The organism is Burkholderia aenigmatica (assembly GCF_048627025.1).
Taxonomy (GTDB): domain Bacteria; phylum Pseudomonadota; class Gammaproteobacteria; order Burkholderiales; family Burkholderiaceae; genus Burkholderia; species Burkholderia aenigmatica.
Map to the genome: position 1 here is coordinate 459,032 of NZ_CP184470.1, position 21,652 is coordinate 480,683.

General features: G+C 66.0%; 25 protein-coding genes. 13 read left to right on the forward strand and 12 right to left on the reverse strand.

The annotated features are described in order from the left end of the window. Window positions 1–13 precede the first annotated feature (13 nt). A complete protein-coding gene (locus tag ACN8ZM_RS34450) occupies window positions 14–889 on the forward strand; it encodes an SDR family NAD(P)-dependent oxidoreductase (RefSeq protein ID WP_420213244.1) in 876 nt (291 codons plus the stop codon). A 5-nt stretch (window positions 890–894) separates the two neighbouring features. After that, window positions 895–1,719: an SDR family NAD(P)-dependent oxidoreductase gene (locus ACN8ZM_RS34455; protein ID WP_043186665.1), complete on the forward strand. Its 825-nt coding sequence runs from the start codon at window positions 895–897 to the stop codon at window positions 1,717–1,719. 33 nt (window positions 1,720–1,752) lie between these two features. On the opposite strand, the gene ACN8ZM_RS34460 is transcribed toward ACN8ZM_RS34455, so the two are convergent. From ACN8ZM_RS34460 to ACN8ZM_RS34475, 4 genes are all read right to left on the reverse strand, one after another. After that, entirely contained in the window at window positions 1,753–2,001 is a 249-nt protein-coding gene (locus tag ACN8ZM_RS34460; RefSeq protein WP_043186668.1) for a hypothetical protein, read from the reverse strand. 117 nt (window positions 2,002–2,118) lie between these two features. Next, entirely contained in the window at window positions 2,119–3,093 is a 975-nt protein-coding gene (locus ACN8ZM_RS34465; protein ID WP_420213245.1) for a threo-3-hydroxy-L-aspartate ammonia-lyase, read from the reverse strand. A gap of 61 nt (window positions 3,094–3,154) precedes the next feature. Further along, entirely contained in the window at window positions 3,155–3,793 is a 639-nt protein-coding gene (locus ACN8ZM_RS34470; protein WP_420213246.1) for a helix-turn-helix transcriptional regulator, read from the reverse strand. Between the two features lie 62 nt (window positions 3,794–3,855). Further along, window positions 3,856–4,359: a YbaK/prolyl-tRNA synthetase associated domain-containing protein gene (locus ACN8ZM_RS34475; RefSeq protein ID WP_043186675.1), complete on the reverse strand. Its 504-nt coding sequence runs from the start codon at window positions 4,357–4,359 to the stop codon at window positions 3,856–3,858. A 456-nt stretch (window positions 4,360–4,815) separates the two neighbouring features. Between ACN8ZM_RS34475 and ACN8ZM_RS34480 the strand changes: the two genes are divergently transcribed. From ACN8ZM_RS34480 to ACN8ZM_RS34495, 4 genes are all read left to right on the forward strand, one after another. Further along, window positions 4,816–5,436, forward strand: a complete 621-nt coding sequence (locus ACN8ZM_RS34480; protein ID WP_205824390.1) for a TetR/AcrR family transcriptional regulator — start codon at window positions 4,816–4,818, stop codon at window positions 5,434–5,436. A 201-nt stretch (window positions 5,437–5,637) separates the two neighbouring features. After that, a complete protein-coding gene (locus ACN8ZM_RS34485; RefSeq protein WP_420213247.1) occupies window positions 5,638–6,513 on the forward strand; it encodes a hypothetical protein in 876 nt (291 codons plus the stop codon). Window positions 6,514–6,880: 367 nt separating this feature from the next. Further along, on the forward strand, window positions 6,881–7,801 hold the full coding sequence (locus ACN8ZM_RS34490; RefSeq protein WP_420213248.1) for a proline dehydrogenase family protein: 921 nt from the start codon (window positions 6,881–6,883) through the stop codon (window positions 7,799–7,801). 134 nt (window positions 7,802–7,935) lie between these two features. Next, the gene (locus ACN8ZM_RS34495; RefSeq protein WP_420213249.1) at window positions 7,936–8,832 is read left to right on the forward strand and encodes an alpha/beta hydrolase; all 897 of its coding nucleotides are present in this window, start codon (window positions 7,936–7,938) and stop codon (window positions 8,830–8,832) included. Between the two features lie 115 nt (window positions 8,833–8,947). Here the strand turns inward: ACN8ZM_RS34495 and ACN8ZM_RS34500 are convergent, their stop codons facing one another. Then, window positions 8,948–9,367: an NUDIX hydrolase gene (locus ACN8ZM_RS34500; RefSeq protein WP_043186685.1), complete on the reverse strand. Its 420-nt coding sequence runs from the start codon at window positions 9,365–9,367 to the stop codon at window positions 8,948–8,950. Between the two features lie 96 nt (window positions 9,368–9,463). On the opposite strand from ACN8ZM_RS34500, the gene ACN8ZM_RS34505 reads away from it, so the two are divergent. Together ACN8ZM_RS34505 and ACN8ZM_RS34510 are read left to right on the forward strand one after the other, a co-directional pair. Then, window positions 9,464–9,976 (forward strand): GNAT family N-acetyltransferase, encoded by a 513-nt coding sequence (locus ACN8ZM_RS34505; protein WP_420213250.1) that lies wholly within the window; start codon window positions 9,464–9,466, stop codon window positions 9,974–9,976. Window positions 9,977–9,995: 19 nt separating this feature from the next. After that, the gene (locus ACN8ZM_RS34510; protein WP_420213251.1) at window positions 9,996–10,361 is read left to right on the forward strand and encodes a hypothetical protein; all 366 of its coding nucleotides are present in this window, start codon (window positions 9,996–9,998) and stop codon (window positions 10,359–10,361) included. A gap of 88 nt (window positions 10,362–10,449) precedes the next feature. Here the strand turns inward: ACN8ZM_RS34510 and ACN8ZM_RS34515 are convergent, their stop codons facing one another. Together ACN8ZM_RS34515 and ACN8ZM_RS34520 are read right to left on the reverse strand one after the other, a co-directional pair. Further along, on the reverse strand, window positions 10,450–11,166 hold the full coding sequence (locus ACN8ZM_RS34515) for an EthD domain-containing protein (protein ID WP_420213252.1): 717 nt from the start codon (window positions 11,164–11,166) through the stop codon (window positions 10,450–10,452). A 49-nt stretch (window positions 11,167–11,215) separates the two neighbouring features. Then, window positions 11,216–11,728, reverse strand: a complete 513-nt coding sequence (locus ACN8ZM_RS34520) for a nuclear transport factor 2 family protein (RefSeq protein WP_301767684.1) — start codon at window positions 11,726–11,728, stop codon at window positions 11,216–11,218. A 212-nt stretch (window positions 11,729–11,940) separates the two neighbouring features. Here ACN8ZM_RS34520 and ACN8ZM_RS34525 point away from each other — a divergent pair, with 212 nt between their 5' ends. The 5 genes from ACN8ZM_RS34525 to ACN8ZM_RS34545 all read left to right on the forward strand — a co-directional run bounded on the left by ACN8ZM_RS34525 (window position 11,941) and on the right by ACN8ZM_RS34545 (window position 17,400). Continuing rightward, complete coding sequence (locus ACN8ZM_RS34525) at window positions 11,941–12,441, forward strand: nuclear transport factor 2 family protein (RefSeq protein WP_205824384.1); 501 nt, start codon at window positions 11,941–11,943, stop codon at window positions 12,439–12,441. 50 nt (window positions 12,442–12,491) lie between these two features. Beyond that, complete coding sequence (locus ACN8ZM_RS34530) at window positions 12,492–13,358, forward strand: SDR family NAD(P)-dependent oxidoreductase (protein WP_043186690.1); 867 nt, start codon at window positions 12,492–12,494, stop codon at window positions 13,356–13,358. 9 nt (window positions 13,359–13,367) lie between these two features. After that, window positions 13,368–14,123, forward strand: coding sequence for an SDR family NAD(P)-dependent oxidoreductase (locus ACN8ZM_RS34535; protein ID WP_301767681.1), 756 nt, complete (start codon window positions 13,368–13,370; stop codon window positions 14,121–14,123). A 109-nt stretch (window positions 14,124–14,232) separates the two neighbouring features. Next, on the forward strand, window positions 14,233–15,009 hold the full coding sequence (locus ACN8ZM_RS34540) for a glucose 1-dehydrogenase (RefSeq protein WP_420213253.1): 777 nt from the start codon (window positions 14,233–14,235) through the stop codon (window positions 15,007–15,009). 525 nt (window positions 15,010–15,534) lie between these two features. Beyond that, entirely contained in the window at window positions 15,535–17,400 is a 1,866-nt protein-coding gene (locus tag ACN8ZM_RS34545) for a phosphoenolpyruvate carboxykinase (GTP) (RefSeq protein ID WP_205824380.1), read from the forward strand. A 97-nt stretch (window positions 17,401–17,497) separates the two neighbouring features. On the opposite strand, the gene ACN8ZM_RS34550 is transcribed toward ACN8ZM_RS34545, so the two are convergent. From ACN8ZM_RS34550 to ACN8ZM_RS34570, 5 genes are read right to left on the reverse strand one after another with little or no spacing between them, the layout of a single operon-like run. Continuing rightward, window positions 17,498–18,406 carry an NAD-dependent epimerase/dehydratase family protein gene (locus ACN8ZM_RS34550; protein ID WP_420213254.1) on the reverse strand — a complete coding sequence of 303 codons (909 nt, stop codon included), beginning with the start codon at window positions 18,404–18,406 and terminating at the stop codon, window positions 17,498–17,500. A 58-nt stretch (window positions 18,407–18,464) separates the two neighbouring features. Next, a complete protein-coding gene (locus ACN8ZM_RS34555) occupies window positions 18,465–19,301 on the reverse strand; it encodes an SDR family NAD(P)-dependent oxidoreductase (protein ID WP_420213255.1) in 837 nt (278 codons plus the stop codon). A 37-nt stretch (window positions 19,302–19,338) separates the two neighbouring features. Further along, complete coding sequence (locus tag ACN8ZM_RS34560; protein WP_420213256.1) at window positions 19,339–20,097, reverse strand: SDR family oxidoreductase; 759 nt, start codon at window positions 20,095–20,097, stop codon at window positions 19,339–19,341. A 40-nt stretch (window positions 20,098–20,137) separates the two neighbouring features. Further along, on the reverse strand, window positions 20,138–20,995 hold the full coding sequence (locus ACN8ZM_RS34565; RefSeq protein ID WP_420213257.1) for an SDR family NAD(P)-dependent oxidoreductase: 858 nt from the start codon (window positions 20,993–20,995) through the stop codon (window positions 20,138–20,140). 3 nt (window positions 20,996–20,998) lie between these two features. Next, window positions 20,999–21,415, reverse strand: coding sequence for a nuclear transport factor 2 family protein (locus ACN8ZM_RS34570; protein ID WP_420213258.1), 417 nt, complete (start codon window positions 21,413–21,415; stop codon window positions 20,999–21,001). Window positions 21,416–21,652 lie beyond the last annotated feature (237 nt).

A 21,652-nucleotide genomic window follows, 5' to 3' on the forward strand; every position in this document is an offset into this window, starting at 1 on the left:
ACAGGAGACAACGATGACCGATACCCGAACCGGCGTACTGGCCGGCAAGTGCGCGCTCGTGACGGGCGCAAGCCGCGGCATTGGCCGCGCGATCGCGCAGCGCCTCGCATCCGAAGGCGCGACCGTCGTCGTGACGGCGCGCAGCCTGACGCAATCGGCCACAACCGCCGGCACGCTCGCCGAAACGGTGGCGTTGATCGAGCAGGCCGGCGGCCGCGCGATCGCGCTTGCGGCCGACCTGTCGAACGCGGCCGAGCGCGATGCGCTCGTCGGTCGCGCGGCGCAGGCGGCTGGCGGCCTCGACATCCTCGTCAACAACGCGGGCGTGGCCGACTACGCCTGCGTCGACGCGATGCCGATGACGATGTTCGACACGACGGTCGAACACTATCTGCGCATCCCGTTCGCGCTGGCGCAGGCCGCGATCCCGCTGATGCGCGCACGCGGCGCCGGCTGGATCGTGAACGTCGGCTCGGTGACGGCGCTGCCGCCGCTGCGGCCGTTCGACGATTTCTCACGCGCGGGCGGCGCGACCGTCTATGCGGCGGTGAAGGCGGCACTGTCGCGCTTCACGCAGGGGCTCGCGGCCGAACTCGAAGCCGACGGCATCGCGGTGAATCTCGTCGCGCCGAGCACGGCGATCCGCACGCCGGGCGCCGCGCGCTACATCCCCGAAGGCTATCCGACCGAGGACGTCGCGTATCTCGCCGAAACCGCGCTCGCGCTGTGCAGCCTGCCGGCGCGCGACCGCACGGGCCTCGTCACGCACAGCCTGCATTTCCCGCTCGCGCAGCAGCTCGCGGTGCGCTCGCTCGACGGCCGCACGGTGCTGCCGTCGCCGGTGATTCCCGCATATGCGCATCCCCACATCGACCCGACAGGACACTGATTGATATGACGAATTCGATTCGCTTCGATGGCGGCACCGCCGTGATCACCGGCGCGGCCAGCGGCATCGGCAGTGGGCTCGCGCGCCACGCTGCCGGGCTCGGCATGCGCGTCGTGCTGGCCGATCTCGACCCGGCGAAGCTCGACGCATTCGCGGCGACGCTCGACACCGACGTGCTCTGCGTGCCGACCGACGTCAGCCGGCCGGAAGCCGTCGACGCGCTGGCGGAAGCCGCGTGGCAGCGCTTCGGCGGCGTCGACCTGCTGTTCAACAACGCGGGCGTGATGGCGACCGGCTTCAGTTGGGAAATCACGCCGGAACGCTTCGAGCGCAGTTTCGCGATCAACGTGCACGGCGTGCTGAACGGGATCCGCAGCTTCGTGCCGCGGATGCTCGAACGCAACGTGCCGGCACGTGTCGTGAATACCGCATCGGTGGGCGGGTTCCTGCCGAGCCCGCTGATGTCGCCGTATTCGGCGACGAAATTCGCGGTGGTCGCGCTGACCGAATCGCTGTACGGAGAACTGAAGATGCTGGGCGCGCCGGTCGGCGTGTCGTTGCTCGCGCCGGGCCCCGTGCAGTCGGGCATCTTCAACGACCCGTTCGGCGCGGCGCACGACCGGCCCGAGGTGCGCGGCTTCGTCGACACGATGCGCTCGATGCTGAACGCGCACGGGCTCACGCCCGACGCGTTCGCCGAACGGGTGTTCGACGGCATCCGCGCAGGGCGCTACTGGTTGATTCCGCAACCGGAGACGATCGACGGCGCGCTGCAGCGGCGCACCGACGACATCCTCGCCGCCCGCGATCCGTCGCTGCCGTCGTTCTGAGGGCCAGGCGCGGCAGCCGCGCCCGGCGCGCCGTCACATGTGCGTGCCGGTGTGCGTGCGGCCGCTCGGGTCGCCGCCGCGATCGGGGGGCGTATTGTTCTGATCGATCTTCGCGAGCACGAAGCCGGCATGCGGCAATGCGGCGGGCGAGCGGTGCGTCGCCTGCGCGACGGTGTCATGGGGCGATGCGGCGGGAAAACCGGATGACGTCACGCCCGGTTGAGCGAACGCCGACAGGGAAGCAGCCGCCAGGGCGGCGGCGACGATCGCGTGCGTTTTCATGGTGGCTCCTTCACGACTGACTGAGGGACAACGTAATCAGTCTAGGGCGCGAAACTTAACGCGGCGTGAAGGAACGGTGCGGCGCGTATGACGGAATATTCATGCGCGCCGCGATGTTCATGCGGATGCCGATACCAGCGCGCAGAAGGTATCGAGATCGACGTTGCCGCCGCTGATCACCACGCCGACGCGCTTGCCCTGCAGCGCGTCCTTCATCCGTCGCGCGGCGGCGAACGACAGGCAGCCGGTCGGCTCGACCACAATCTTCATACGAGTCGCGAAGAAGCGCATGCAGTCGACCAGTTCCGCGTCCGTCGCGGTCAGGATATCGTCGACGTCGCGGCGGATGATCGGGAACGTCAGGTTGCCGAGGTGCTGCGTCTGCGCACCGTCGGCAATCGTGCGCGGCGTGTCGATATGCACGATCGCGCCGGAACGGAACGATTGCTGGCCGTCGTTGCCGGCTTCCGGTTCGACACCGTAAAGCGTCGCGTGCGGCGACAGCGCGCGCGTGGCGAGCGCGGTGCCCGACAGCAGCCCGCCGCCGCCGAGCGGCGCGAATACCGCGTCGAGCGGGCCGACTTCGTCGAACAGTTCCTTGGCCGCCGTGCCCTGGCCGGCGATCACGTCCGGGTGATCGTAGGGCGGGATCAGCGTGAGCCCGTGCTGCGCCGCGAGATCGCGGCCGATCTGCTCGCGATCCTCGGTGTAGCGGTCGTAGGTCACGACCTTGCCGCCGTAGCCGCGCGTCGCGGCCATCTTCGCGGCCGGCGCATCCTGCGGCATCACGATCGTCGCGGGAATGCCGAGCATGCGCGCCGACAACGCGATCGCCTGCGCATGGTTGCCGGACGAGAACGCGACGACGCCGTTGCGGCGCTGCTCCGCGTCGAAGCGCGACAGCGCGTTGAACGCGCCGCGGAACTTGAATGCGCCCATGCGCTGCAGGTTCTCGCACTTGAAGAACACCTGCGCGCCGAGCGCTTCGTCGATCGTCCGCGACGTCATCACCGGCGTGCGGTGCGCATGGCCTTCGACGCGGGCCGCGGCGGCGGCAACATCGTCGTACGTGGGGAGAGTCGGAGAGTTCATGGGTTGCCCGATGGTCGTTGAAATCGTTCAGCAGGAAAGCAGCGCGTGCCACGCGCTTGCGTCATTTCGCATCGTTGTAGACGGTCGCGCGCGAGACGCCGAGATGTTGCGACACGATCTCCATCGCGCGGCGCACTTCGAGGAAGCCGTCGACCTTCAGCGTCTGCATCAGTTCGCGGCGCTGGTCGGTCTTCAGTTCGCGCGGCGTCGTCGCGAGACGCATCGCGAATGCGTCGATGCGTTGCCGGATCGCGTCCGCGCCGGCCGGGTCGAGCGTTTCGGCGACGGCTTCGCCGTCCGTGCTGCAGAACTGGTTCAGCATGCCCTGGAAGCCGCGGAACAGCGTGACGTCGGCATTCAGGCACAGCGCGGCCACATAGCGGCCGGTCGAATCCTTGATGCCGATCGACGTGCTTTTCGCGGTGCGGCCGTCGGCGAAGCGGTTGGGGTAGTTCGCGAGCACTTGCGGGAAATCGTCGTCCGCGATGCGCGCGAGGCCGAGCTCGGTCGTGGGATCGCCGACCGCGCGCCCGGACAGGTTGTTGTGGATCGCGAGAATCGAGTGCTTCGGCGTGCGCAGGTCGTGAACCACGACCTCGGTGAACGGCGCGAACATCGCGCCGAGCCCTTCGGCAATGCGCTGCACCTGTTCGATCAGCGAGGCCTGCTCGGACAGCGCTTTTTTCCGGGTGGTCGTCATGATGGTTTCGCGTTCAGGTTTCGGATCGATGCGATGGCGTCGGGAACGGGGCAACCGGCGTGTTATGCGCCGTCCGCGGTTTCCGGCCGGGTGATGTCGGCGAGCAGCGGCTGCGCGATCCGCACGTAGTCGGCCGCGTCGAGCACGACGGAGCGGTCGAGGCGGCCCGCGTTGAAGGCGATCTCGGCGTTGCATTCGACCAGTGCGGGATCGACGACGAGCGTCACGCTGGGGTCGAACGCGAACGGCGGCACGGCGCCCATCACGCAGCGCGTGACGGCGGCCGCAAGATCGGGCGACGCGAGTGTGGCCTTGCGGCGGCCGACCGCATCGGCAACCTTGCGGAAATCGATCTTCAGGTGGCCGGGAATCACTGCGAGCGCGGTGCTGTCGCCGCCATCCTTGAACGTGCACAGCATCGCCTTCGCGCCCTGTTCGGGGCGTGTGCCGCGCAGCGCGGCGATCGCGTCGGATTTGCCTTCGGCCGGATGCTCCAGCACGCGGAACCGCGCGCCGGACGTGTTCAGCAGATCGCAAAGCGTGTCGAAAACGGGGTAGTCGCTCATGTCGCTCCGGGCAGGTGGGGCCAGGGGATCGAGGCGCGCTCGGGGGCGAATGCTTCAGTGCGCCGGTCGATGGATTGTCCAATTATAGACGTTTTGTCATGAGTGTGGCAAAGAGGGAGACCGGGCGTGGAGGGCGTTCGGGCGTATCGATGGAAATGTGTCACTCGACCCATTTTGCGACGGGTGTCGAGCAAGTCCTGTATACGCTCGCCAATCGATACCGGCGCTGCTCCCCGGTTTTCCAAACCTGCGTAGAATGTCGCCGTCTGGTTCGGCCTTTCGGCCCCAGCAGTGGAACCGGCACGACCCAATGTCAGGTATCGATGTTTTGCAAAATCCGGTCGACCGACCCATATCCCCGCTCGATGCAGTCGGTATGCGGCCGGCATCGGCGGCGACGACGCGTCACCGGCATCATCGCCCGGGCATTCGCTCATCGCGCAGCAGGAGGAATTCTTGAAGAGGGCGGCTCTCGATAACGGGCGCGTCTTGACCGAACGCGGCAAGAACGCAGTGAACAAAATTATGGCCAGTGCGCTCGAGATCTTCGTCGTCGAGGGCTACGGTGGGCTGACCATGCGGAAGGTCGCGACAAAAGCGGGATTGACGCTGTCGAACCTGCAACACTATTTCCCCACCCGCGAAGACATCTTCGAGGCGATCCTTGCCGAGACGAGGAACGTGTACGCCAATACGTACGAGAGCGTGCGGGAGGATGCCTCCCTGACACCCGAGGGCCGGCTGGAGAAAGTGGTCAGGCTCTTGCTCGAAGACAGCAAGCGGCCCAAGAACCAAAGCCTGTTCGCGAATTTCTGGGCACTGGCCCAGACCCAGGAATTCGCACGAAAAATGCTTGAAGAGGGATACGGGTTTCAACGGGGCGTGATCGCCGGATTCATCGAAGCCGTCAACCCGACGCTGTCGCGGGCAGCGCTCGCCCGGCGAGCTGCACTGGTTACCGCACAGATCGAGGGGCTCATCGTGTTGATCCCGCAAAGAAATCGGTTCCCGTCGGACCTCAAGGGAATCGAGGACGATGCGGTGAAGGCCATTCTGGCTTTGGCCAACGCGCCGTGAGTTGAATTGCCGCGGTGGCTCGGCGTCAATCCGGCCTGGGTACCTTCTGGGCGATACGCGTGGTCAATGGCCGGGTCGTCAGATCCGGGCGGGCAGCCAGCCAATGAGCGGCGATGCGCTTGTCCGGCATGGCTGCATACAAGATGTCGTAACCATCCTTGAATCCGGTCGGAAAATGTATCCATGTGGAGTCCACGAGCCATGTTGAGCGGCATGCAGGAAGCGTGCGGAGCAGAATCGTCCCCGAAGCTGCAATGCGCGGGCGACCGAACAGGCAGGAAACGCCGCTTCTACGCGCAAACGGTGCTGACGCTCGCCCTGGCGTTGGTTGCGCATGGCACGTTTGCCGCGAGCGACGTGAGTGACGACGAGCAGCAGCAAGCTGCGTTGCATACCTTGATGGGCAACGATCCGGCACCGTCGGATAGCGTCCAGGGTGTCGCGCTGTCGCCGTGGGCACATGGGCCATCGGCGTCCGGGCCGCTGTGGGTCGTGGCCGCGTTGGTACAGCGCTCGACCGAGAACGTCGACGCGGAGTTGTGGACGGGTGTCCTGACCCGTGACGGGCAAGGGTTCCACCTGCTCGCAAGCGATAGAAGCGAGCACGTCGATACGTCGCCGCTGTTGTGGAACCCATCCCTGACCATGGACGTGATTCCGTACCGAATCAGTGCGCAGGAAACCGCCTTTGGCGTTCGCTTCAACAATAACTACACGTCGACTGCGCATAGCGATTCGACCGAGATGCTGAGCCTGTATCGCTATGCCGATGCTCGTGTGGTACCCATCTTCACCGCAATGACCGACTGGTCGACCTATGACAAGGACGCGGCTGCGGAGTGTGTAGCGGAGAAGGCGGACAAAGGCAAAAATCCGGGCGACGCACAGCAGGACGCGTGCGCTGCGGAAAACACGACGGAGGCTCACTACGTGCTGTCGTTCAGCCCTCACATGACCAACGGGCATTACGATCTCGTTGTGCGTCCGAAGGGCAAGGCCGCGTCGGGCAAATCCGCGCGGTTTACCTGGAACGGGAAGACTTATCAGCCGCGTCGATTCGCCGGTGACGGGCACTGAAATGCCACTCAGGATCGGATGAAACGGTCGCACGCTGCGTGCGGCTGGTTGCGGACGAAACGATTGACCGCCTTCGGTTCGGCTCACGTCCGCTGTTCGTGTGCTCGTGCTACGATTCGCGATGCCTGAGTGACATGGCCGAAAGCCGGCATTGACCCACCCGTAGCGAACCGCAACAGATCCCACTCGAATCATGTACGCAGCTGCCTGGCCTCCCTCGAAAACGCACTGAAAACCAGCGGCGATGCAGTCATTGCATCGGCCTGGGTATTCGTCCCGGACTGTGCTGAACAACAGTCCGGCGATGTCGTTCGAATTGACTGATCGTGTCTGTATTCGTGCGACTGCGTTTTCCAGAGACCACAACATGCGTATTTTCAATACGATGGCGGCGCACGCCATCCCGCTCGTTCCCCGTTCGCTGATCCGCAGGATCTCCCGCCGCTATATCGCCGGCGAAACGCTTTGCGATGCGCGTACGCGCATCCAGGCGCTCCATGCAGCAGGCTTCCGAACCACCGTCGATGTGTTGGGCGAGACGGCGTCATCGCCTGAACAGGCAGAGTCGATGACGCGCGATTATCTCGATCTCATCGATGCGCTCGGTTCAGCGCATGAACCCGCCGAGCTGTCGATCAAATTGACTGCACTCGGATTGCATCTCGACGAAGCCGCATGCCTGGCGCGCGTCTCGGCGATACTGCGATCGGCGGCCGCGCACGGGATCAGTGCTTGCATTGACATGGAAGACATCCGCTGCACCCGGAAAACGCTCGATGCGTTCTCGACGTTCGAAGCCGAAGGCCATGCGATCGGCGTCGCACTGCAGGCGTATTTGAAGCGCACGAGCGATGACATCGTGCCACTGCTTGAGCGCAAAAGCCGCATGCGTATCTGCAAGGGGATTTATGCGGAGGCGAGCGAGCACCTCGTTGACGGTGCGTCAAGGGATCGGGCGGCGATCAATGCGCACTTCGTCCAGCACGTTTCGACTGCAATACAGGCGGGATCGTTCGTGGGTATTGCCACCCACGATGCACAGTTGATCGATGCGCTGACCGGCTGGCTGCAACGCGAGCGGATCGACAGGTCAAGGTTCGAATTCCAGATGTTGCTCGGTGTGTGCGAACCGGCGCGTGACGCGCTGCTTGCGCAAGGATTCAATGTGCGCGTCTATGTGCCGTACGGCCAGGACTGGTACGGCTACAGCACCCGGCGAATCAAGGAGAATCCGAGAATCGCCGGATATATTCTGGCCGCGATGACACGTAACGATCGGGTGCGTTAGCCACCGCGGCACGATCGACAGGTTGGGACCAGCCAGGTCGGTGGTCCCGCTTGTATGGAGATCCAGGATGCCCGTCAAGCGATACGCCATTCGCAATGGCTATCGCGCTTCATTCGAGAGGTTCTTGACAAACCATGCAGACAGAAATCGAAGCACCGGGCCCAGCCGGCCCGCTGAAAGGCACGCTCTTGTTTCCGGACACCGGTGACGCCCCGGTGGTGTTGATCGTGCCAGGCTCCGGCGCGACCGACAGGAATGGCAACTCACCGCACTGGGTGCAGGCGTCGACCTACCGATTGCTCGCGGAAGGATTGCTCGATGAAGGTATCGCGTCGGTTCGAATCGACAAGCGCGGCCTGTTTGGCAGCGCGTCGGCGACACCGGATGCCGATGACGTCACGATCGACGCGTACGCGGCCGATGTCCGTTCGTGGGTAGCCGCGATCCGTGCGCAGACCGGCGCTTCCTGCGTATGGGTGTTGGGGCATAGCGAGGGCGGATTGGTGGCATTGCTGGCGGCAAGGCAAATGGCCGAGATTGCCGGCCTGATCCTGGTATCCACGGCGGGACGCCCGCTCGCGCCCGTATTGAGGGAGCAACTGCAATCGAACCCGGCCAATGCGCCGATCCTCGAAAATGCACTGTCGATCCTCGAATCGCTGGAAGCCGGGAAACGGGTAGACGCAGCCGGGATCGATCCAGCACTCATGCCGTTGTTCAGACCGCAAGTCCAGCGCTTCCTGATGAGCGAATTGACCATCGATCCGGCAGCGCTGCTGGCCGGCTATACGAAGCCCGTGCTGATCGTGCAGGGAACGCGGGATATCCAGGTTGCCGTACAGGACGCGGAACGACTGAAGGAGGCCAATCCGCGGGCCGAAATGGCGCTGATCGCCGACGCCAATCATGTGCTAAAGACGGTCCGCACGTCGGCGCGGCAAGACAACCTCGCCGCTTATTCGGACCCGGATCTGCCGCTGGCAGATGGCGTCGTGGCGGCGATTTCGGCGTTCGTGCAGCATCGACAGTGAGCCGGCGCTAGTCCCGGTCGAGTCTGGTGCGTCTGTCGGTCGAACGCATCGAGCAGGCGTCGGCCAGCAGGCGACACTCGATGGACAAACGCCGATCTCCGGAAATCGTGCACCGTCAACGCCGCAGATAATCCGAAACGCGCGCCTGCAAATGCGTGATCGCATCGGTGAGCCGCAGATACGCATCGACGTCCATCAGTGTCCATTCCTGGCCTTCGTTGCCGAAACGAATCGCGGCGATTTCGGCATCGCTCAGCCAGCTGGCGAAGAACCAGTGCGGCAGGCGGTCCGGCCGGGTCGACGGATAGACCCGGGACCAACCGATCCGGCTACCCGGTATCGTCAGTCCGAATTCCTCATGGAGTTCACGCAACGCGCACGCTTCGGGCGTCTCGTTGCCTTCCCGGCCTCCACCGGGCAGATCCCACAGACCGGGAAACGGTATGTCGGGTTTGTCGTCGCGTCGATAGACGAGGATTTCCCGGTCTTTGAAAAGCGCGATCTTTGAACCACTGAAGGGGGCAAGCGATTCCATGCATGATCCGTATCGTCGAAGCGGGATTGTCAGTGTAGATTCTCGGGTATCCATGCGTACAGCCCGGTTTCGGCCATTCTCTGCGGAAAGAACGAAATGAACGCGATGTTGTCGATCAGAACCGCGAGGCGCGAAGACGCCGCGCGAATTGCCGTGCTTGGCGCGCATGTGTGGGTGCATACCTATGCAGCGGCGGGCGTGTCCGAGGTCATTGCACAGTACGTGCTGAGCACCTTTACGAGCGAACGGATCCTGACGCTGGTGAACGATCCTGGCGTCGTTCTGCTGGTTGCCGAGGCAGACGGAAATCTTGCCGGATATATCGCCATCCGTCTGGGTTCGCGCCACGCGGACGTTTCCGTCGAGATTGAAACGCTCTACATCCAGCCGTCTTTTGCCGGCCGTGGAATCGGATCTTCACTGCTGACTCATGCGAGCGGCGTGGCAGAGGAAAGAACCGGAAATCGCTCATTCTGGCTCAGCGTCAACTCGCAGAATGAGAAGGCAATCGCTTTCTACCATTCCCGTGGAATGACGCAGGAGGGGATAGCGTACTTCGAGCTCGACGGGATCCGGCACGAGAACAAGATCATGGTCGCAAGGGGCTGACCCATCGCTTAAACGAACCATGACAAACCCGATTCGATTCCGCGTCCGGCCGGTATTTCACGGCAGCGATCTTCTGGTCGAGATACTCGACGACCATCGCGCCGTGGATTTTCCAAATGTCGCGGCGATCCTGCAGGATGCGCTGCACGCTGTCCAGGTCCCGCATCCGGACGGCCTCGATGACCCTGCGGTCGCCTTGTCCCAGGATCGCTACTTCAGCTATTGGACATATGCGCGGGGTCACTACGAAATAGACGACGATATCTGGGCGCTGTTCGTCACCGCGACGATCCACAACGCGTCGATCATCTCGGACATCGAAAGCGCACTCCTGTCGACGGGAACGTTCGTCAAGGAAGACGTGGGTTTCGGCAGGTTTGCGTGAGTTGAAGGGATCCGGGAAAGCCGTCGCAACGATGCCGAACGACTGCTCCCGGTAGCCATCAAGGATCGCGCCGCGCGATCGCCTGGGCCTATCCCCGCACAGCCTTCACGACATACTGACTCGTCGGCACCACATCGATCTTGTCGAAGTCGATGAAGCGCCCACAGCTGTCCATCATCTCGGCCACATTGCGCTGGAATTTCTCGTCATCGCCCACCGCATCGAAGAACGCATGCGGATCGGTCATCGCCGCAGCGGGGAAGCACTCCTCGACGATCGCGTCGTAGCCGGGTGCCGCATGCGTGAGCGCGCGCACGACCACGTTCTGCACGTACAGGAAATTGTCCTGCGTCTCGATCGCGACGCGCGTGTGATGCCCGTGCCACACGTCGAGCCATGCTTCATGCGTGAGGCGCGGCGGCCGTTTCAGGAACGCGAGCTGCGAGAAGCCCGTGGTCCGCTCGCCCGGACGCGCCGGAAAGCGCGTATTCGGAATCGGCTGCGACTCGGTAACCAGATACGCAGCCATGTGCGGGACGACCGCGCGCACCGCATCGTCGAACGGCTGGCGGAACATCGCGTTCGCACTGTCGACCCACACCGCGACGATGCCGTCGATGCCCGGGTGCGTGTTGGTCTGCTTCAGGCCGGCGGCCGGCGCGACCTCCGCGTCGGCGACGTTCACTTGTACGCCGTGCGCACCGAGCGACAGCAACTTGTCGGCGAGCTGCGCGCGCACCGTGCGGTTCCATTGATCCGGCGCGGCCTGTGCGTCGCGCCACAACACGTAAATGACTTTCTCCATTGCTTCGGCTCCAGGGGAATGACGGGATCGGCGGCGCTGCCGCCGGGGTTCAGGAAGCGGCTTCAGGCGTTTCGGACGCCTGGTGCGCGCCCGGCGCGAACCGGTTCGCGGTCAGCGTGAACGACGGCGGGATCGGCGACGTGACGGTTTCGAACAGCCGTTCATGACGCGTCGCGTGAATGCGCCACACGCCGTCGCGTTTCACGTACTGGTCGTCGTAGAACGCAGTGCCATGAAGCAGGTAGTTATCCTCAAGATTGATCGCGTGATCCTCGAGAAACCACACGCCGCACGCGTGATCGGCCGAGACCAGCGTGAGCTCCGGGTGATGGCCGTGATGCATCGTCAGGAAGGTCGGCTTGCCGATCAGCTCGCGCAGGCTCGATACGAACGCATCGCGGCCGTCGTACGCGTAGCGGCCACCGTACAGCCGTGCTTCGCAGTCGTCGGTCAGGCAATCCGCGAGCAGCGCCCAGTCGTGCGTGTCGACCGCGCGGAAATACCGGTACTTCAGCTGTCGGATCTGCTCGTACTCATGGAGCGTGCGGGTCGTGTCGTCCATCGCCGGGTCTCGTGGTGGTGTCGTTCGATGGTAGGAACGAAGCCCGGTGCATCACATCGTCTGTTCGGACGAACGCCGTTGCCGCACGTAAACGGCGCTGCCGACACGAATCACGGATTTCATCCGAACGGGTGATGGCCGGTGCGTCGCGCGGCGGTAACGTGGCATCGACGCGGCGTTCGAACCGCGTCGGCATCGAACAAGGAGACGGGATGACCCTCATCGAATCGCTGGAAGCGCGCGTGCGCCGGCTCGAGGATGCCGACGCGATCCGCCGGCTGAAGGCGCGCTACTTCACGTGCTGCGACCGCAAGGATCCGCAGGGGATGCGCGACTGCTTCGTGCCCGGCCACGTGCATATCGACTACGGCCAGATTGGCACGTTCGACACGCGCGACGCGCTCGTCGACGTATTCGCACGACTCGGCTGCCATCCGCACATCGTCGAGATGCACCACGGCGTGAATCCCGAGATCGCCGTGCTCGACGACACCCATGCACGCGGCACGTGGGGTCTGCACTACCAGATGATCGACACGAACGCGCGCACGCTCACGCAGCTCGGCGCGTACTACGACGACGAATACCGGAAGGTCGACGGCGAATGGAAGATCGCGGGCACGCGCTGCGTCGTCACGTCGACGCTGACGGCCCGCTACGAAGGTGATGCGCCAGGCGTGCTGTTCGCCGGCGCGCAGCCGCCGGCCGCCTGACGCACGCCAGCGCCACGCTCATGGCACACATTCAACAGGAGACATCGAACATGACACAGAACCACGATGCGCCGGTCGCCGTCGTGACGGGCGCATCGCGCGGCGCGGGCAAGGGCATCGCGCGCGCGCTCGGCGCGGCCGGCATGACCGTCTATGTCACGGGCCGCTCGCAGAACGAAGGCGATGCGCCGCTGCCCGGCACGATCCACGAGACCGCGCGCGAGATCGACGCGCTCGGCGGCCGCGGCATCGCGGTGGCCTGCGACCATGCGGACGATGCGCAGGTGAAGGCGTTGTTCGAGCGCATCGAAAGCGAACGCGGGCGGCTCGACATTCTCGTCAACAACGCGACCTACCTGCACGATCAACTGATCCTGCCGGGCCCGTTCTGGGAGAAGTCGCTCGACCTCGTCAACATCCTCGATGTCGGGCTGCGCTCGGCGTACGTCGCGAGCTGGCACGCGGCGCCGCTGATGGCGAAGCGCCGCAGCGGGCTGATCGCGTTCACGTCGTCGTTCGGCGCGAGCTGCTACATGCACGGCGCGGCCTACGGTGCGCAGAAGTCCGGTGTCGACAAGTTCGCGAAGGACATGGCCGTCGACCTGAAGCCGTTCGACGTCGCGGCCGTGTCGATCTGGATGGGCCCGCTGCGCACCGAGCGTACGACGCGCGTGTGGGAAGAACACCCGGATCTGTACAAGGAATTCTCGCTCGTCGCGGAAAGCCCCGAATTCACGGGCCGCGTGATTCACGCGATCCACGGCGACCCGCAGCGCATGGCGCTGTCGGGGCAGGTGCTCGTCGGCGCGGAAGCCGCGCTGCGGTACGGCATTGCCGATCTCGACGGCAAGCAGCCGCCGTCGTACCGCGAACTGCTCGGCGGGCCCGTGCAGGCGCATCCGGCGATCGTCGCCTGAGGTGCGCGCATGGGCATCCTGAAAGGCAAGGTCGCACTCGTGACGGGTGCGGGGCAGGGCGTCGGCCAGGGCGTCGCGCATGCGCTCGCGGCGGAAGGCGCGCACGTCGCGGTGGTCGGCCGTACTCGCGACAAGCTGCTCGCGACCTGCGAAGCGATCCGCGCGCGCGGCGGCGTGGCCGAGCCGTTCGTGTGCGACGTGATGGACGCCGCGCAGATCGCGCAGTGCGTCGACAGCGTCGTCGCACGGTTCGGCGGTGTGCAGATCCTGATCAACAACGCGCAGGTCGTGCCGCTCGGCCGCCTGCTCGACGTGACCGACGCGGATTTCATGGCGGGACTCGAATCGGGGCCGATTGCGACGCTGCGGATGATGCGCGCGTGCCATCCGCATCTGAAGGGCGACGGCGTGATCGTCAATTTCGCTTCGTCGGCCGCGGTGCGCTGGGATGCGTCGGGTTACGGCGCATACGCCGCGACCAAGGAGGCGATTCGCGCACTGACGCGCGCGGCCGCCTGCGAATGGGGCGTGGATGGCATCCGCGTGAACGCGGTCGCGCCGCATGCATTGTCGCCGGGCCTGAAAGGCTGGGTCGACGCGAATCCGCAGGAAGCCGCCGCGTTCTTCCGCACGATTCCGCTCGGCCGCGTCGGCGACTGCGAGCAGGACATCGGGCGCGCGATCGTGTTTCTGGCGAGCCGCGACGCCGCGTACCTGACGGGCGCGACGCTGCCGCTCGACGGCGGGCAGGCTTACTGGGGCTGATCGCAAGGGCCGACGGCGCGCGGCGCTCGCCGCGTGCCAATCACGATCCGGCACGCACGCGCACCCAGGCGCGTGGCAGCCGGCAAACCGGAATCGAAGAGAGGACGACATGGGTCGACTGGAAGGCAAGGTAGCGATCGTCACGGGCGGTGCGCGTGGCATGGGCGCGGCGACGTGCAGGCTGTTCGTCGCGGAGGGCGCGCGCGTCGTGATCGGCGATGTGCTCGACGCGGAAGGCGAAGCGCTCGCGCGCGAGCTTGGCGACGCGGCGCGCTTCATGCGGCTCGACGTCGCCGACGAAGCGAGCTGGGTGCGCGTAACCGAAGCAACGAAGGAACAGTTTGGCCGTATCGACGTGCTGGTCAACAATGCGGCCGTGCTGACGTTTGGCGGCATCATCGAACTGTCGACACGCGATTTCGAGCGCGCAGTGTCGATCAATCTCGTCGGGACCTTCATCGGGATCCGCACGGTCGCGCCGCGCATGATCGCGCAGAAAAGCGGGTCGATCGTCAACATCTCGTCGGTGGACGGGCTGCGCGGCGTGAACGCGCTGGCCGCATACGTGTCGAGCAAGTGGGGCGTGCGCGGGCTGACGAAGGTCGCGGCGCTCGAACTCGGCCATCAGGGCGTGCGCGTGAATTCGATCCATCCGGGCGGCGTGAACACCGCGATGTCGAATCCGACCGGCGCGCCGCTCGAGGAAATCAACAAGCATTATGCGAACGTGCCGCTGCAACGCGTCGGCCTGCCCGACGAGATCGCCCGCGCGACGCTGTTCCTCGCGAGCGACGAAGCGTCGTACTGCAACGGCGCCGAGCTGGCCGTCGACGGCGGGATGGCAGCGGGCGCGTATTACCCCGGATTGCCGGGCGCACCGTTTTGAGCAGGGGCGCTTGCCGCGCGGTCACGTCAGATGTTTGTGTACGCAACCTAATTCGGGGTTTCCCGCAGTAGCGAAAACGCGAATTCGCGCAATTTGCTTTCGCGGTTGCCATGCGCGGGAGCGGCAGGCCGATTTTGCCGCTCCCGCAAAACCCTTGCCGGGCGGCCGTCCCGGACATTTCGTCCCCAAAGCGCGCGCAATGGCGCTGTAAAAAGAACTCACAGGCAACCGGCGTGCCGGCTCGCCGACATAGTTGTTTCTTGTTGCAACGCAACGTTTGCCGAATAACGGCGATGGTATGCTGGCCGTCATGGAGTTGTACGGCAGGTTGCTTGTATGGCGAAACTCGCGTTCGCAATTACTAAAGAGACATCACCTTCTCTCGCTCGCATCGCGGCATCGACGCGCGCTCCGCTCGCGCGTCCCGTCCTGCGCGCCGCCGCATCCTGCGCTCCAATCGCATACCCCATCTCGCGGGTTCGACCCGCATCCCCCATCCCCGCCCAATAATCTGGAGACATCCTCATGTCGCAAAACACTATGGCCGAGGCAACACACGGCCCGCTGATCGCTCCGCCGGCTTTCGTCAAACATCGCAAGCTGATCGACTGGGTGTCGCGTATCGCGGCGCTCACGGAGCCCGAGCGCGTCGTGTGGTGTGACGGCTCGCAGGAAGAAAACGATGCGCTGTGCCAGGCGATGGTCGACCAGGGCACGCTCACGCGCCTGAACCCGGCAAAGCGCCCGAACTCGTATCTCGCGCAATCCGATCCGTCCGACGTCGCGCGCGTCGAGGATCGCACGTTCATCTGCGCGGCATCGCGCGACGACGTCGGCCCGACCAACAACTGGATCGAGCCTGCCGAAATGCGCGAGACGCTCAACGGGCTGTTCCGCGGCTCGATGCGCGGCCGCACGCTGTACGTGGTGCCGTTTTCGATGGGCCCGCTCGGTTCGCCGATCGCGCACGTCGGCGTCGAACTGTCGGACAGCCCGTACGTCGCGGTGAACATGCGGATCATGACGCGCATGGGCCGCGAGGTGTACGACGTGCTCGGCGAAGACGGCGATTTCGTGCCGTGCGTGCACAGCGTCGGCCATCCGCTGGAAGCCGGCCAGCAGGACGTGCCGTGGCCGTGCAACCCGGTCAAGTACATCGTGCATTTCCCCGAAACGCGCGAGATCTGGAGCTTCGGCTCGGGCTACGGCGGCAACGCGCTGCTCGGCAAGAAGTGCTTCGCGCTGCGTATCGCCTCGACGATGGGCCGCGACCAGGGCTGGCTCGCCGAACACATGCTGATCCTCGGCGTGACGTCGCCGGCCGGCAAGAAGTATCACGTCGCGGCGGCATTCCCGTCCGCGTGCGGCAAGACCAACTTCGCGATGCTGATTCCGCCGCAGGGCTTCGACGGCTGGAAGGTCACGACGATCGGCGACGACATCGCATGGCTGAAACCGGGCCCCGACGGCCGACTGTATGCGATCAACCCGGAAGCCGGCTTCTTCGGCGTCGCACCGGGCACCGGCGTGAAGACCAACCCGAACGCAATCTCGACGCTCACCGAAAACGTGATCTTCACGAACGTCGCGCTGACGGAAGACGGCGACGTGTGGTGGGAAGGGCTGACCGACACGCCGCCCGCGAAGCTGACCGACTGGCAGGGCAACCCGTGGACGCCGGAAATCGGCAAGGAAACGGGCCGCAAGGCTGCGCATCCGAATTCGCGTTTCACGGCGCCGGCTGCGCAGTGTCCGTCGATCGACGGCGACTGGGAGAACCCGGCCGGCGTGCCGATCGATGCGTTCATCTTCGGCGGCCGCCGTTCGACGACCGTGCCGCTCGTGACCGAGGCGCGCGACTGGGTCGAAGGCGTGTACATGGCCGCGACGATGGGCTCGGAGACGACCGCCGCGGCGGTCGGCCAGCAGGGCATCGTGCGCCGCGATCCGTTCGCGATGTTGCCGTTCTGTGGCTACAACGTCAGCGATTATTTCGCGCACTGGCTGAAGCTCGGCAAGCAGCTCGAAGGCGCGGGCGCGAAGCTGCCGAAGATCTACTGCGTGAACTGGTTCCGCAAGGATGCGAACGGCAAGTTCGTGTGGCCGGGCTTCGGCGAGAACATGCGCGTGCTGAAGTGGATGCTCGACCGTCTCGAAGGCACCGGCGGTGGCGGCGATCATGCGTTCGGCGTGTCGCCCGCGTATGAGGACCTGCACTGGGATGGCCTCGATTTCACGCGCGAGCAGTTCGATGCGGTGACGTCGATGAACGCCGACGAATGGCGTGAGGAGCTGAAGCTGCATGCGGCGTTGTTCGATACGCTGAAGCTGCGCCTGCCGGCCGAAATGACCGACACGATGAAGAAGATCGCGGAGCGCATCGGCGCCTGACGGTTCGCATTCGCGTAGTCATCCTGACGTCCCGCCGCCGGCCATGAATGCCGGCGGCGGGACGTTTTTGCATCCGCGCCCCACACGCGCTATTCGCTTACTGCGCGCGGCAATGCGCGACGACTTCGTTCACCGCGCGCTGCACGTCGCCGCGCCGGTAGCGCAGCAGCGCGCTGTCGGCCGGATCGGGCTCGTACGACACGACATTGCCGCGCCCGGTGTAGATCGCGATGTCGGGCAGCAGCGGATGCTCCTGGTCGAGCGACGGCACGTCCTGCGGATTGCCGGCCGCGCGGAAGAAAGCCGCGAAGTAGTCGGCGAAGCTGAGGTTCTCGTCGCCGACGAGGTAGGCCTTGCCCGCTTCGCCGCGCTGCAGCGCCCCCCAGATCGCTTCCGACAGCGATTGCGTCGAGATGAAGTTGCTGCCGCCGGCCGGCCCGAACACGGGCAGCCCCGCGAACTGGCCTTGAGCATAACCCGTGTACGCCGCGAACATCTCGTTGCGCAGCCCCGGCACCGAGCCGACGACGAATGGCGCATTGACGCTGCAGACGGCGAACGACGGCGTCGCGAGCGCACGCACGCGTTCGTCGGCGAGATGCCGCGAGCGCACGTACGGCACCGTATCGACGAGCGCCGGGGCGACCTGCGGATAGAAGCTGCCGACCAGCACCGCGCGTTTCACGCCCGCATCGCGCGCGAGCGCGAAGAAGCGCGGCACCGCGGCGACGTTCGCGCGCTCCCAGTGCGCGGCTTCGTCGGTGCCGGGCGGCAGGTGGCGGATGTCGTTGCCGGCCGCGAACACCACTGCATCGAACGGCGCGAGCTCGTCGCGCGTGAAGTTGCCGGACACGTAGTCGCGCAGCAGCACGTCGAACTGCGCGAGCGCGCTGCCGGGGGCGGGCGGCTTGCGCGCGGCGAGCGTGACGTGGTTGCCCTGCGCATGCAGGTGCAGCGCGGCATGGCCGCCGATGAGGCCGGTGCCGCCGACGATCAGGATCTTCATGGTGTCTCCCGGTACGGCGCAACCGCGCCGCGTGAAATGAACAGGCGAGCGGTGCCGCTCAGAAGTTGAAGCCGTTGCCCGCGACGACGGGCAGGTTGGTCCAGAAGCCGTTCGGGTCGCGATACCAGCCGGCCGCCGCGAGCGCGCCGCCGTCGACATGCAGCGTCGTGCCGGTGACCCACGCGGCGAGCGGGCTCGCGAGGAAGAGTGCGGCTCCCGCGATATCGCCGGCCGCGCCGAAGCGCCCGAGCGGGATCCAGCGCGGGATGTGCTCGCGATGCTCGGCCGCGACCATGGCGCTGACGGGCACCTGCGGCGTCTCGGTGGTTTCGGGTGCGATCTGGTTCACGCGAATACCGGCCGGGCCGAGTTCGACGGAGAGGCTCTTCGTGAAGCCGGTCAGCGCGGCCTTGAACGACGCGTACACGGTGCAGTTCGGAATCGCGCGGAAGCCTTCGATCGACGACACGCCGACGATGCTGCCGCCCGCACCGCGCTTGCGCAGCAACGGCAGCATCGCGCGCGTGACGATGAAGACCTGGCGAAGATTCACATCGAACAGCCGCGCGATGTCGTCGTCGGTGCAGTCGTCGAACGGTTTCGCGATCTGCAGGAAATCGCCCACATTGTTGACGAGCACGTCGAGGCCGCCGAAGCGCGTGTCGATCGTTCGCGCGAACGCATCGACCTCGTCGCGGCGCGTGACGTCCACGGTGCCGACGAGCGCATCGACGCCCGCCGCTTCGAGCGCCTGGCGCACGTCCTGCGCGCGGGCCGGGTCGATCTCGGCCACCGCGACGCGCGCGCCGGCCGCGCCGAACGCTTCCGCGCACGCACGGCCGATGCCCGCGCCGCCGCCGGTGACCAGCACGTTCTTGCCGGTGAATGAAATCATCGATGGACTCCTTTGAACGTGAAGGCAGGGCGTCGCGTCACAGCGACGACACCAGTTGCGCGTTGTCGATCCGCAGCTCCGCGCCGTTCACGAAGCGCGATTCGTCGGATGCGAGGAACAGCACGAGATTCGCGACGTCCTGCGGGTCGCACATGCGCGCCATCGGATCGCTGCCGATGCCGAGCGCGGCCGGGTCGAGATCGGGCATCAACGCCTGCGTCATCGGCGTCCAGATCCCGTCCGGATGGATCGAGTTGCAGCGGATCCGGTAGCCGCTGCGCTTGCAGTGCACGGCGACACTGCGCGCGAGCGCCGTCACCGCGCCTTTCGACCCGGTGTACGCACACATCATCGGCAGCCCGCCGAGCGCGGCGACCGACGACATCATCACGATCGAGCCCGGCGTGTCGTTGCCCTTCATCGCGGCGATCGCGTGCTTGCAGCCGAGGAAATAGCCGTCCGCGTTGGTGCGCATCACGCGCCGCCACGTGTCGAGGCTCGTGTCCTCGATCGAGCCGACCGGACAGATCGCCGCGTTGTTGACGAGCACGTCGAGGCGGCCGAAGCGGTCGAGCGTCGACGCGATCGCATGCCGCCAGCCATCCTCATCGGCAATGTCGTGGCGGACGAACAGCGCCGCGTCGCCGATCTCGCGTGCGAGCGCGCGGCCTGCGTCTTCGTCGATGTCGGTGAGCACGACACGCGCGCCTTCGGCGGCGAGCAGCAGCGCATCCGCGCGGCCGACGCCGCTTCCCGCGCCGGTGACCAGCGCGACCTTGTTTGCGACTCGATTCATGGTCGGTCGAATTCCTTTGACGTTGAAAGAATGCGGGCGCTCATGCGGCGCCCGGTACGCGGCCGGCCTTGATCGCGTCGAGCGCGGCCGTGCCGTAGATCTGCGCGATCGTGTCGTCGACGCGCGGGTTGGTGCGCAGCTCATGGCCGCCGTCGACCGCGAAGCTCTGGCCGGTCACCCAGCCTGACTCGGGGCCCGCGAGATAGCGCACCGCATGCGCGATCGCTGCCGGTTCGCCGAGCGTGCCGAGCGGGATCTGCTCGAGAAAGCTGTCGACGAGCGCGCGGTTGTCGAACATCGGCGCCGTGGCTTCGGAGCGCGTGAGGCCCGGGCGCACCGCGTTTACGCGGATCTTCGCGCCGGCCAGTTCCTCGGCCGCGCCGCGCACGAGCGCTTCGAGCGCGGCCTTCGCGGTGCAGTACGCGGACAGCCAACGGAAGTTGATCTGCGCGGCCGTCGACGAGATGCAGACGATCGCGCCGCCGCCGCTGTCGGCGAGCCGCGGCGCCGCATGACGAATCGCGGTGAACGCGCTGTGCAGGTTCAGGTCGATTTCGGCGCGGAAGGTGTCGGCGTCGTGCAGCAGCAGCGGCCGGAAGCCCGCCCCGCCGACCGTCGGCACGACGATGTCGAGGCGATGGTCGAGCGCCCACGCGCAGTCGAGCGCGGCCTGCAGGTCGGCATCGTCGCAGGCATCGCCCGCATGGATTGCGACGCGGCTGCCGGGCACCGCGTCGGTCAGGTGCCGCTGCGTGCGTTCGAGCGCATCGCGGCGGCGGCCCATCAGCACGACGGCCGCGCCGTCGGCGACGAGCGCGTACGCACAGGCCGCGCCGATGCCGCCGGCGCCGCCCGTCACGAGCGCGGTGCGGCCGTCGAGGGGAGCGGAGGTGCGCATCGTTCAGCCCTCCAGCGGCAGATCTTGCGCCCAGTCGACGTGCAGCGTGCGCGCGGCGAAGCGCCACGTGGTGCCGTCGAACACGCAGCGGTCGCGATAGCGCAGCCCCCAGTCGAGCTTGCGCTTCGCGCCGTCGCGCACGTAGACGTGGCAGGCGACGCCATAGGTCTCGACGTCGGCCGCGCCGCCGTCGAGCGTGACGAGCTGGTTGTGCACATGATGCTGGGTCGCTTCGTAGCGCTCGATCACGCGCATGCCCGCGACGATCGCGTCGCGATCGTCGAAGCGGAAGCCGGGGCCGGCCAGGGTGGCATCGGGGGTGAAGAGGGCGGTGAGTCGTGGCCAGTCGCGCCGGTCGACGGCTTGCGCGTAGCGGCACGCAAGGTCGTACAGCGCGTGGCGGGGATTGGAATCGGTCATGCGTTGGCTCCCGTGGAAAAACGGAACGCATCGGCCGTGCGAAGCGGGCCGACGCGGCGGCATTGCGACGTCGACGGGCAGGTTCGCACCGGGCAGGCCGGGATTCATCATCCATACGGAGCAGGGCGAGGGTCGGGGAAAACACCGGGGCAGGCCGCCTTATATCGCACGAGGCTGCGTGGATGGTGCGACGCAGCGACCGGTGTGCGACATGCGTCTGACGATTGGCGCGGCCTG

Excerpts from the sequence above, each read along its gene's own strand:
- ACN8ZM_RS34545 (WP_205824380.1), top strand. The coding sequence starts at position 15,535 with ATGTCGCAAAACACTATGGCCGAGGCAACACACGGCCCGCTGATCGCT.
- ACN8ZM_RS34570 (WP_420213258.1), bottom strand. The coding sequence starts at position 21,415 with ATGACCGATTCCAATCCCCGCCACGCGCTGTACGACCTTGCGTGCCGC.
- ACN8ZM_RS34535 (WP_301767681.1), top strand. The coding sequence starts at position 13,368 with ATGGGCATCCTGAAAGGCAAGGTCGCACTCGTGACGGGTGCGGGGCAG.
- ACN8ZM_RS34540 (WP_420213253.1), top strand. The coding sequence starts at position 14,233 with ATGGGTCGACTGGAAGGCAAGGTAGCGATCGTCACGGGCGGTGCGCGT.
- ACN8ZM_RS34460 (WP_043186668.1), bottom strand. The coding sequence starts at position 2,001 with ATGAAAACGCACGCGATCGTCGCCGCCGCCCTGGCGGCTGCTTCCCTG.
- ACN8ZM_RS34565 (WP_420213257.1), bottom strand. The coding sequence starts at position 20,995 with ATGCGCACCTCCGCTCCCCTCGACGGCCGCACCGCGCTCGTGACGGGC.
- ACN8ZM_RS34560 (WP_420213256.1), bottom strand. The coding sequence starts at position 20,097 with ATGAATCGAGTCGCAAACAAGGTCGCGCTGGTCACCGGCGCGGGAAGC.
- ACN8ZM_RS34475 (WP_043186675.1), bottom strand. The coding sequence starts at position 4,359 with ATGAGCGACTACCCCGTTTTCGACACGCTTTGCGATCTGCTGAACACG.
- ACN8ZM_RS34555 (WP_420213255.1), bottom strand. The coding sequence starts at position 19,301 with ATGATTTCATTCACCGGCAAGAACGTGCTGGTCACCGGCGGCGGCGCG.
- ACN8ZM_RS34530 (WP_043186690.1), top strand. The coding sequence starts at position 12,492 with ATGACACAGAACCACGATGCGCCGGTCGCCGTCGTGACGGGCGCATCG.
- ACN8ZM_RS34525 (WP_205824384.1), top strand. The coding sequence starts at position 11,941 with ATGACCCTCATCGAATCGCTGGAAGCGCGCGTGCGCCGGCTCGAGGAT.
- ACN8ZM_RS34500 (WP_043186685.1), bottom strand. The coding sequence starts at position 9,367 with ATGGAATCGCTTGCCCCCTTCAGTGGTTCAAAGATCGCGCTTTTCAAA.
- ACN8ZM_RS34470 (WP_420213246.1), bottom strand. The coding sequence starts at position 3,793 with ATGACGACCACCCGGAAAAAAGCGCTGTCCGAGCAGGCCTCGCTGATC.
- ACN8ZM_RS34520 (WP_301767684.1), bottom strand. The coding sequence starts at position 11,728 with ATGGACGACACGACCCGCACGCTCCATGAGTACGAGCAGATCCGACAG.
- ACN8ZM_RS34510 (WP_420213251.1), top strand. The coding sequence starts at position 9,996 with ATGACAAACCCGATTCGATTCCGCGTCCGGCCGGTATTTCACGGCAGC.
- ACN8ZM_RS34455 (WP_043186665.1), top strand. The coding sequence starts at position 895 with ATGACGAATTCGATTCGCTTCGATGGCGGCACCGCCGTGATCACCGGC.
- ACN8ZM_RS34490 (WP_420213248.1), top strand. The coding sequence starts at position 6,881 with ATGCGTATTTTCAATACGATGGCGGCGCACGCCATCCCGCTCGTTCCC.
- ACN8ZM_RS34465 (WP_420213245.1), bottom strand. The coding sequence starts at position 3,093 with ATGAACTCTCCGACTCTCCCCACGTACGACGATGTTGCCGCCGCCGCG.
- ACN8ZM_RS34485 (WP_420213247.1), top strand. The coding sequence starts at position 5,638 with ATGTTGAGCGGCATGCAGGAAGCGTGCGGAGCAGAATCGTCCCCGAAG.
- ACN8ZM_RS34550 (WP_420213254.1), bottom strand. The coding sequence starts at position 18,406 with ATGAAGATCCTGATCGTCGGCGGCACCGGCCTCATCGGCGGCCATGCC.
- ACN8ZM_RS34505 (WP_420213250.1), top strand. The coding sequence starts at position 9,464 with ATGAACGCGATGTTGTCGATCAGAACCGCGAGGCGCGAAGACGCCGCG.
- ACN8ZM_RS34495 (WP_420213249.1), top strand. The coding sequence starts at position 7,936 with ATGCAGACAGAAATCGAAGCACCGGGCCCAGCCGGCCCGCTGAAAGGC.
- ACN8ZM_RS34450 (WP_420213244.1), top strand. The coding sequence starts at position 14 with ATGACCGATACCCGAACCGGCGTACTGGCCGGCAAGTGCGCGCTCGTG.
- ACN8ZM_RS34515 (WP_420213252.1), bottom strand. The coding sequence starts at position 11,166 with ATGGAGAAAGTCATTTACGTGTTGTGGCGCGACGCACAGGCCGCGCCG.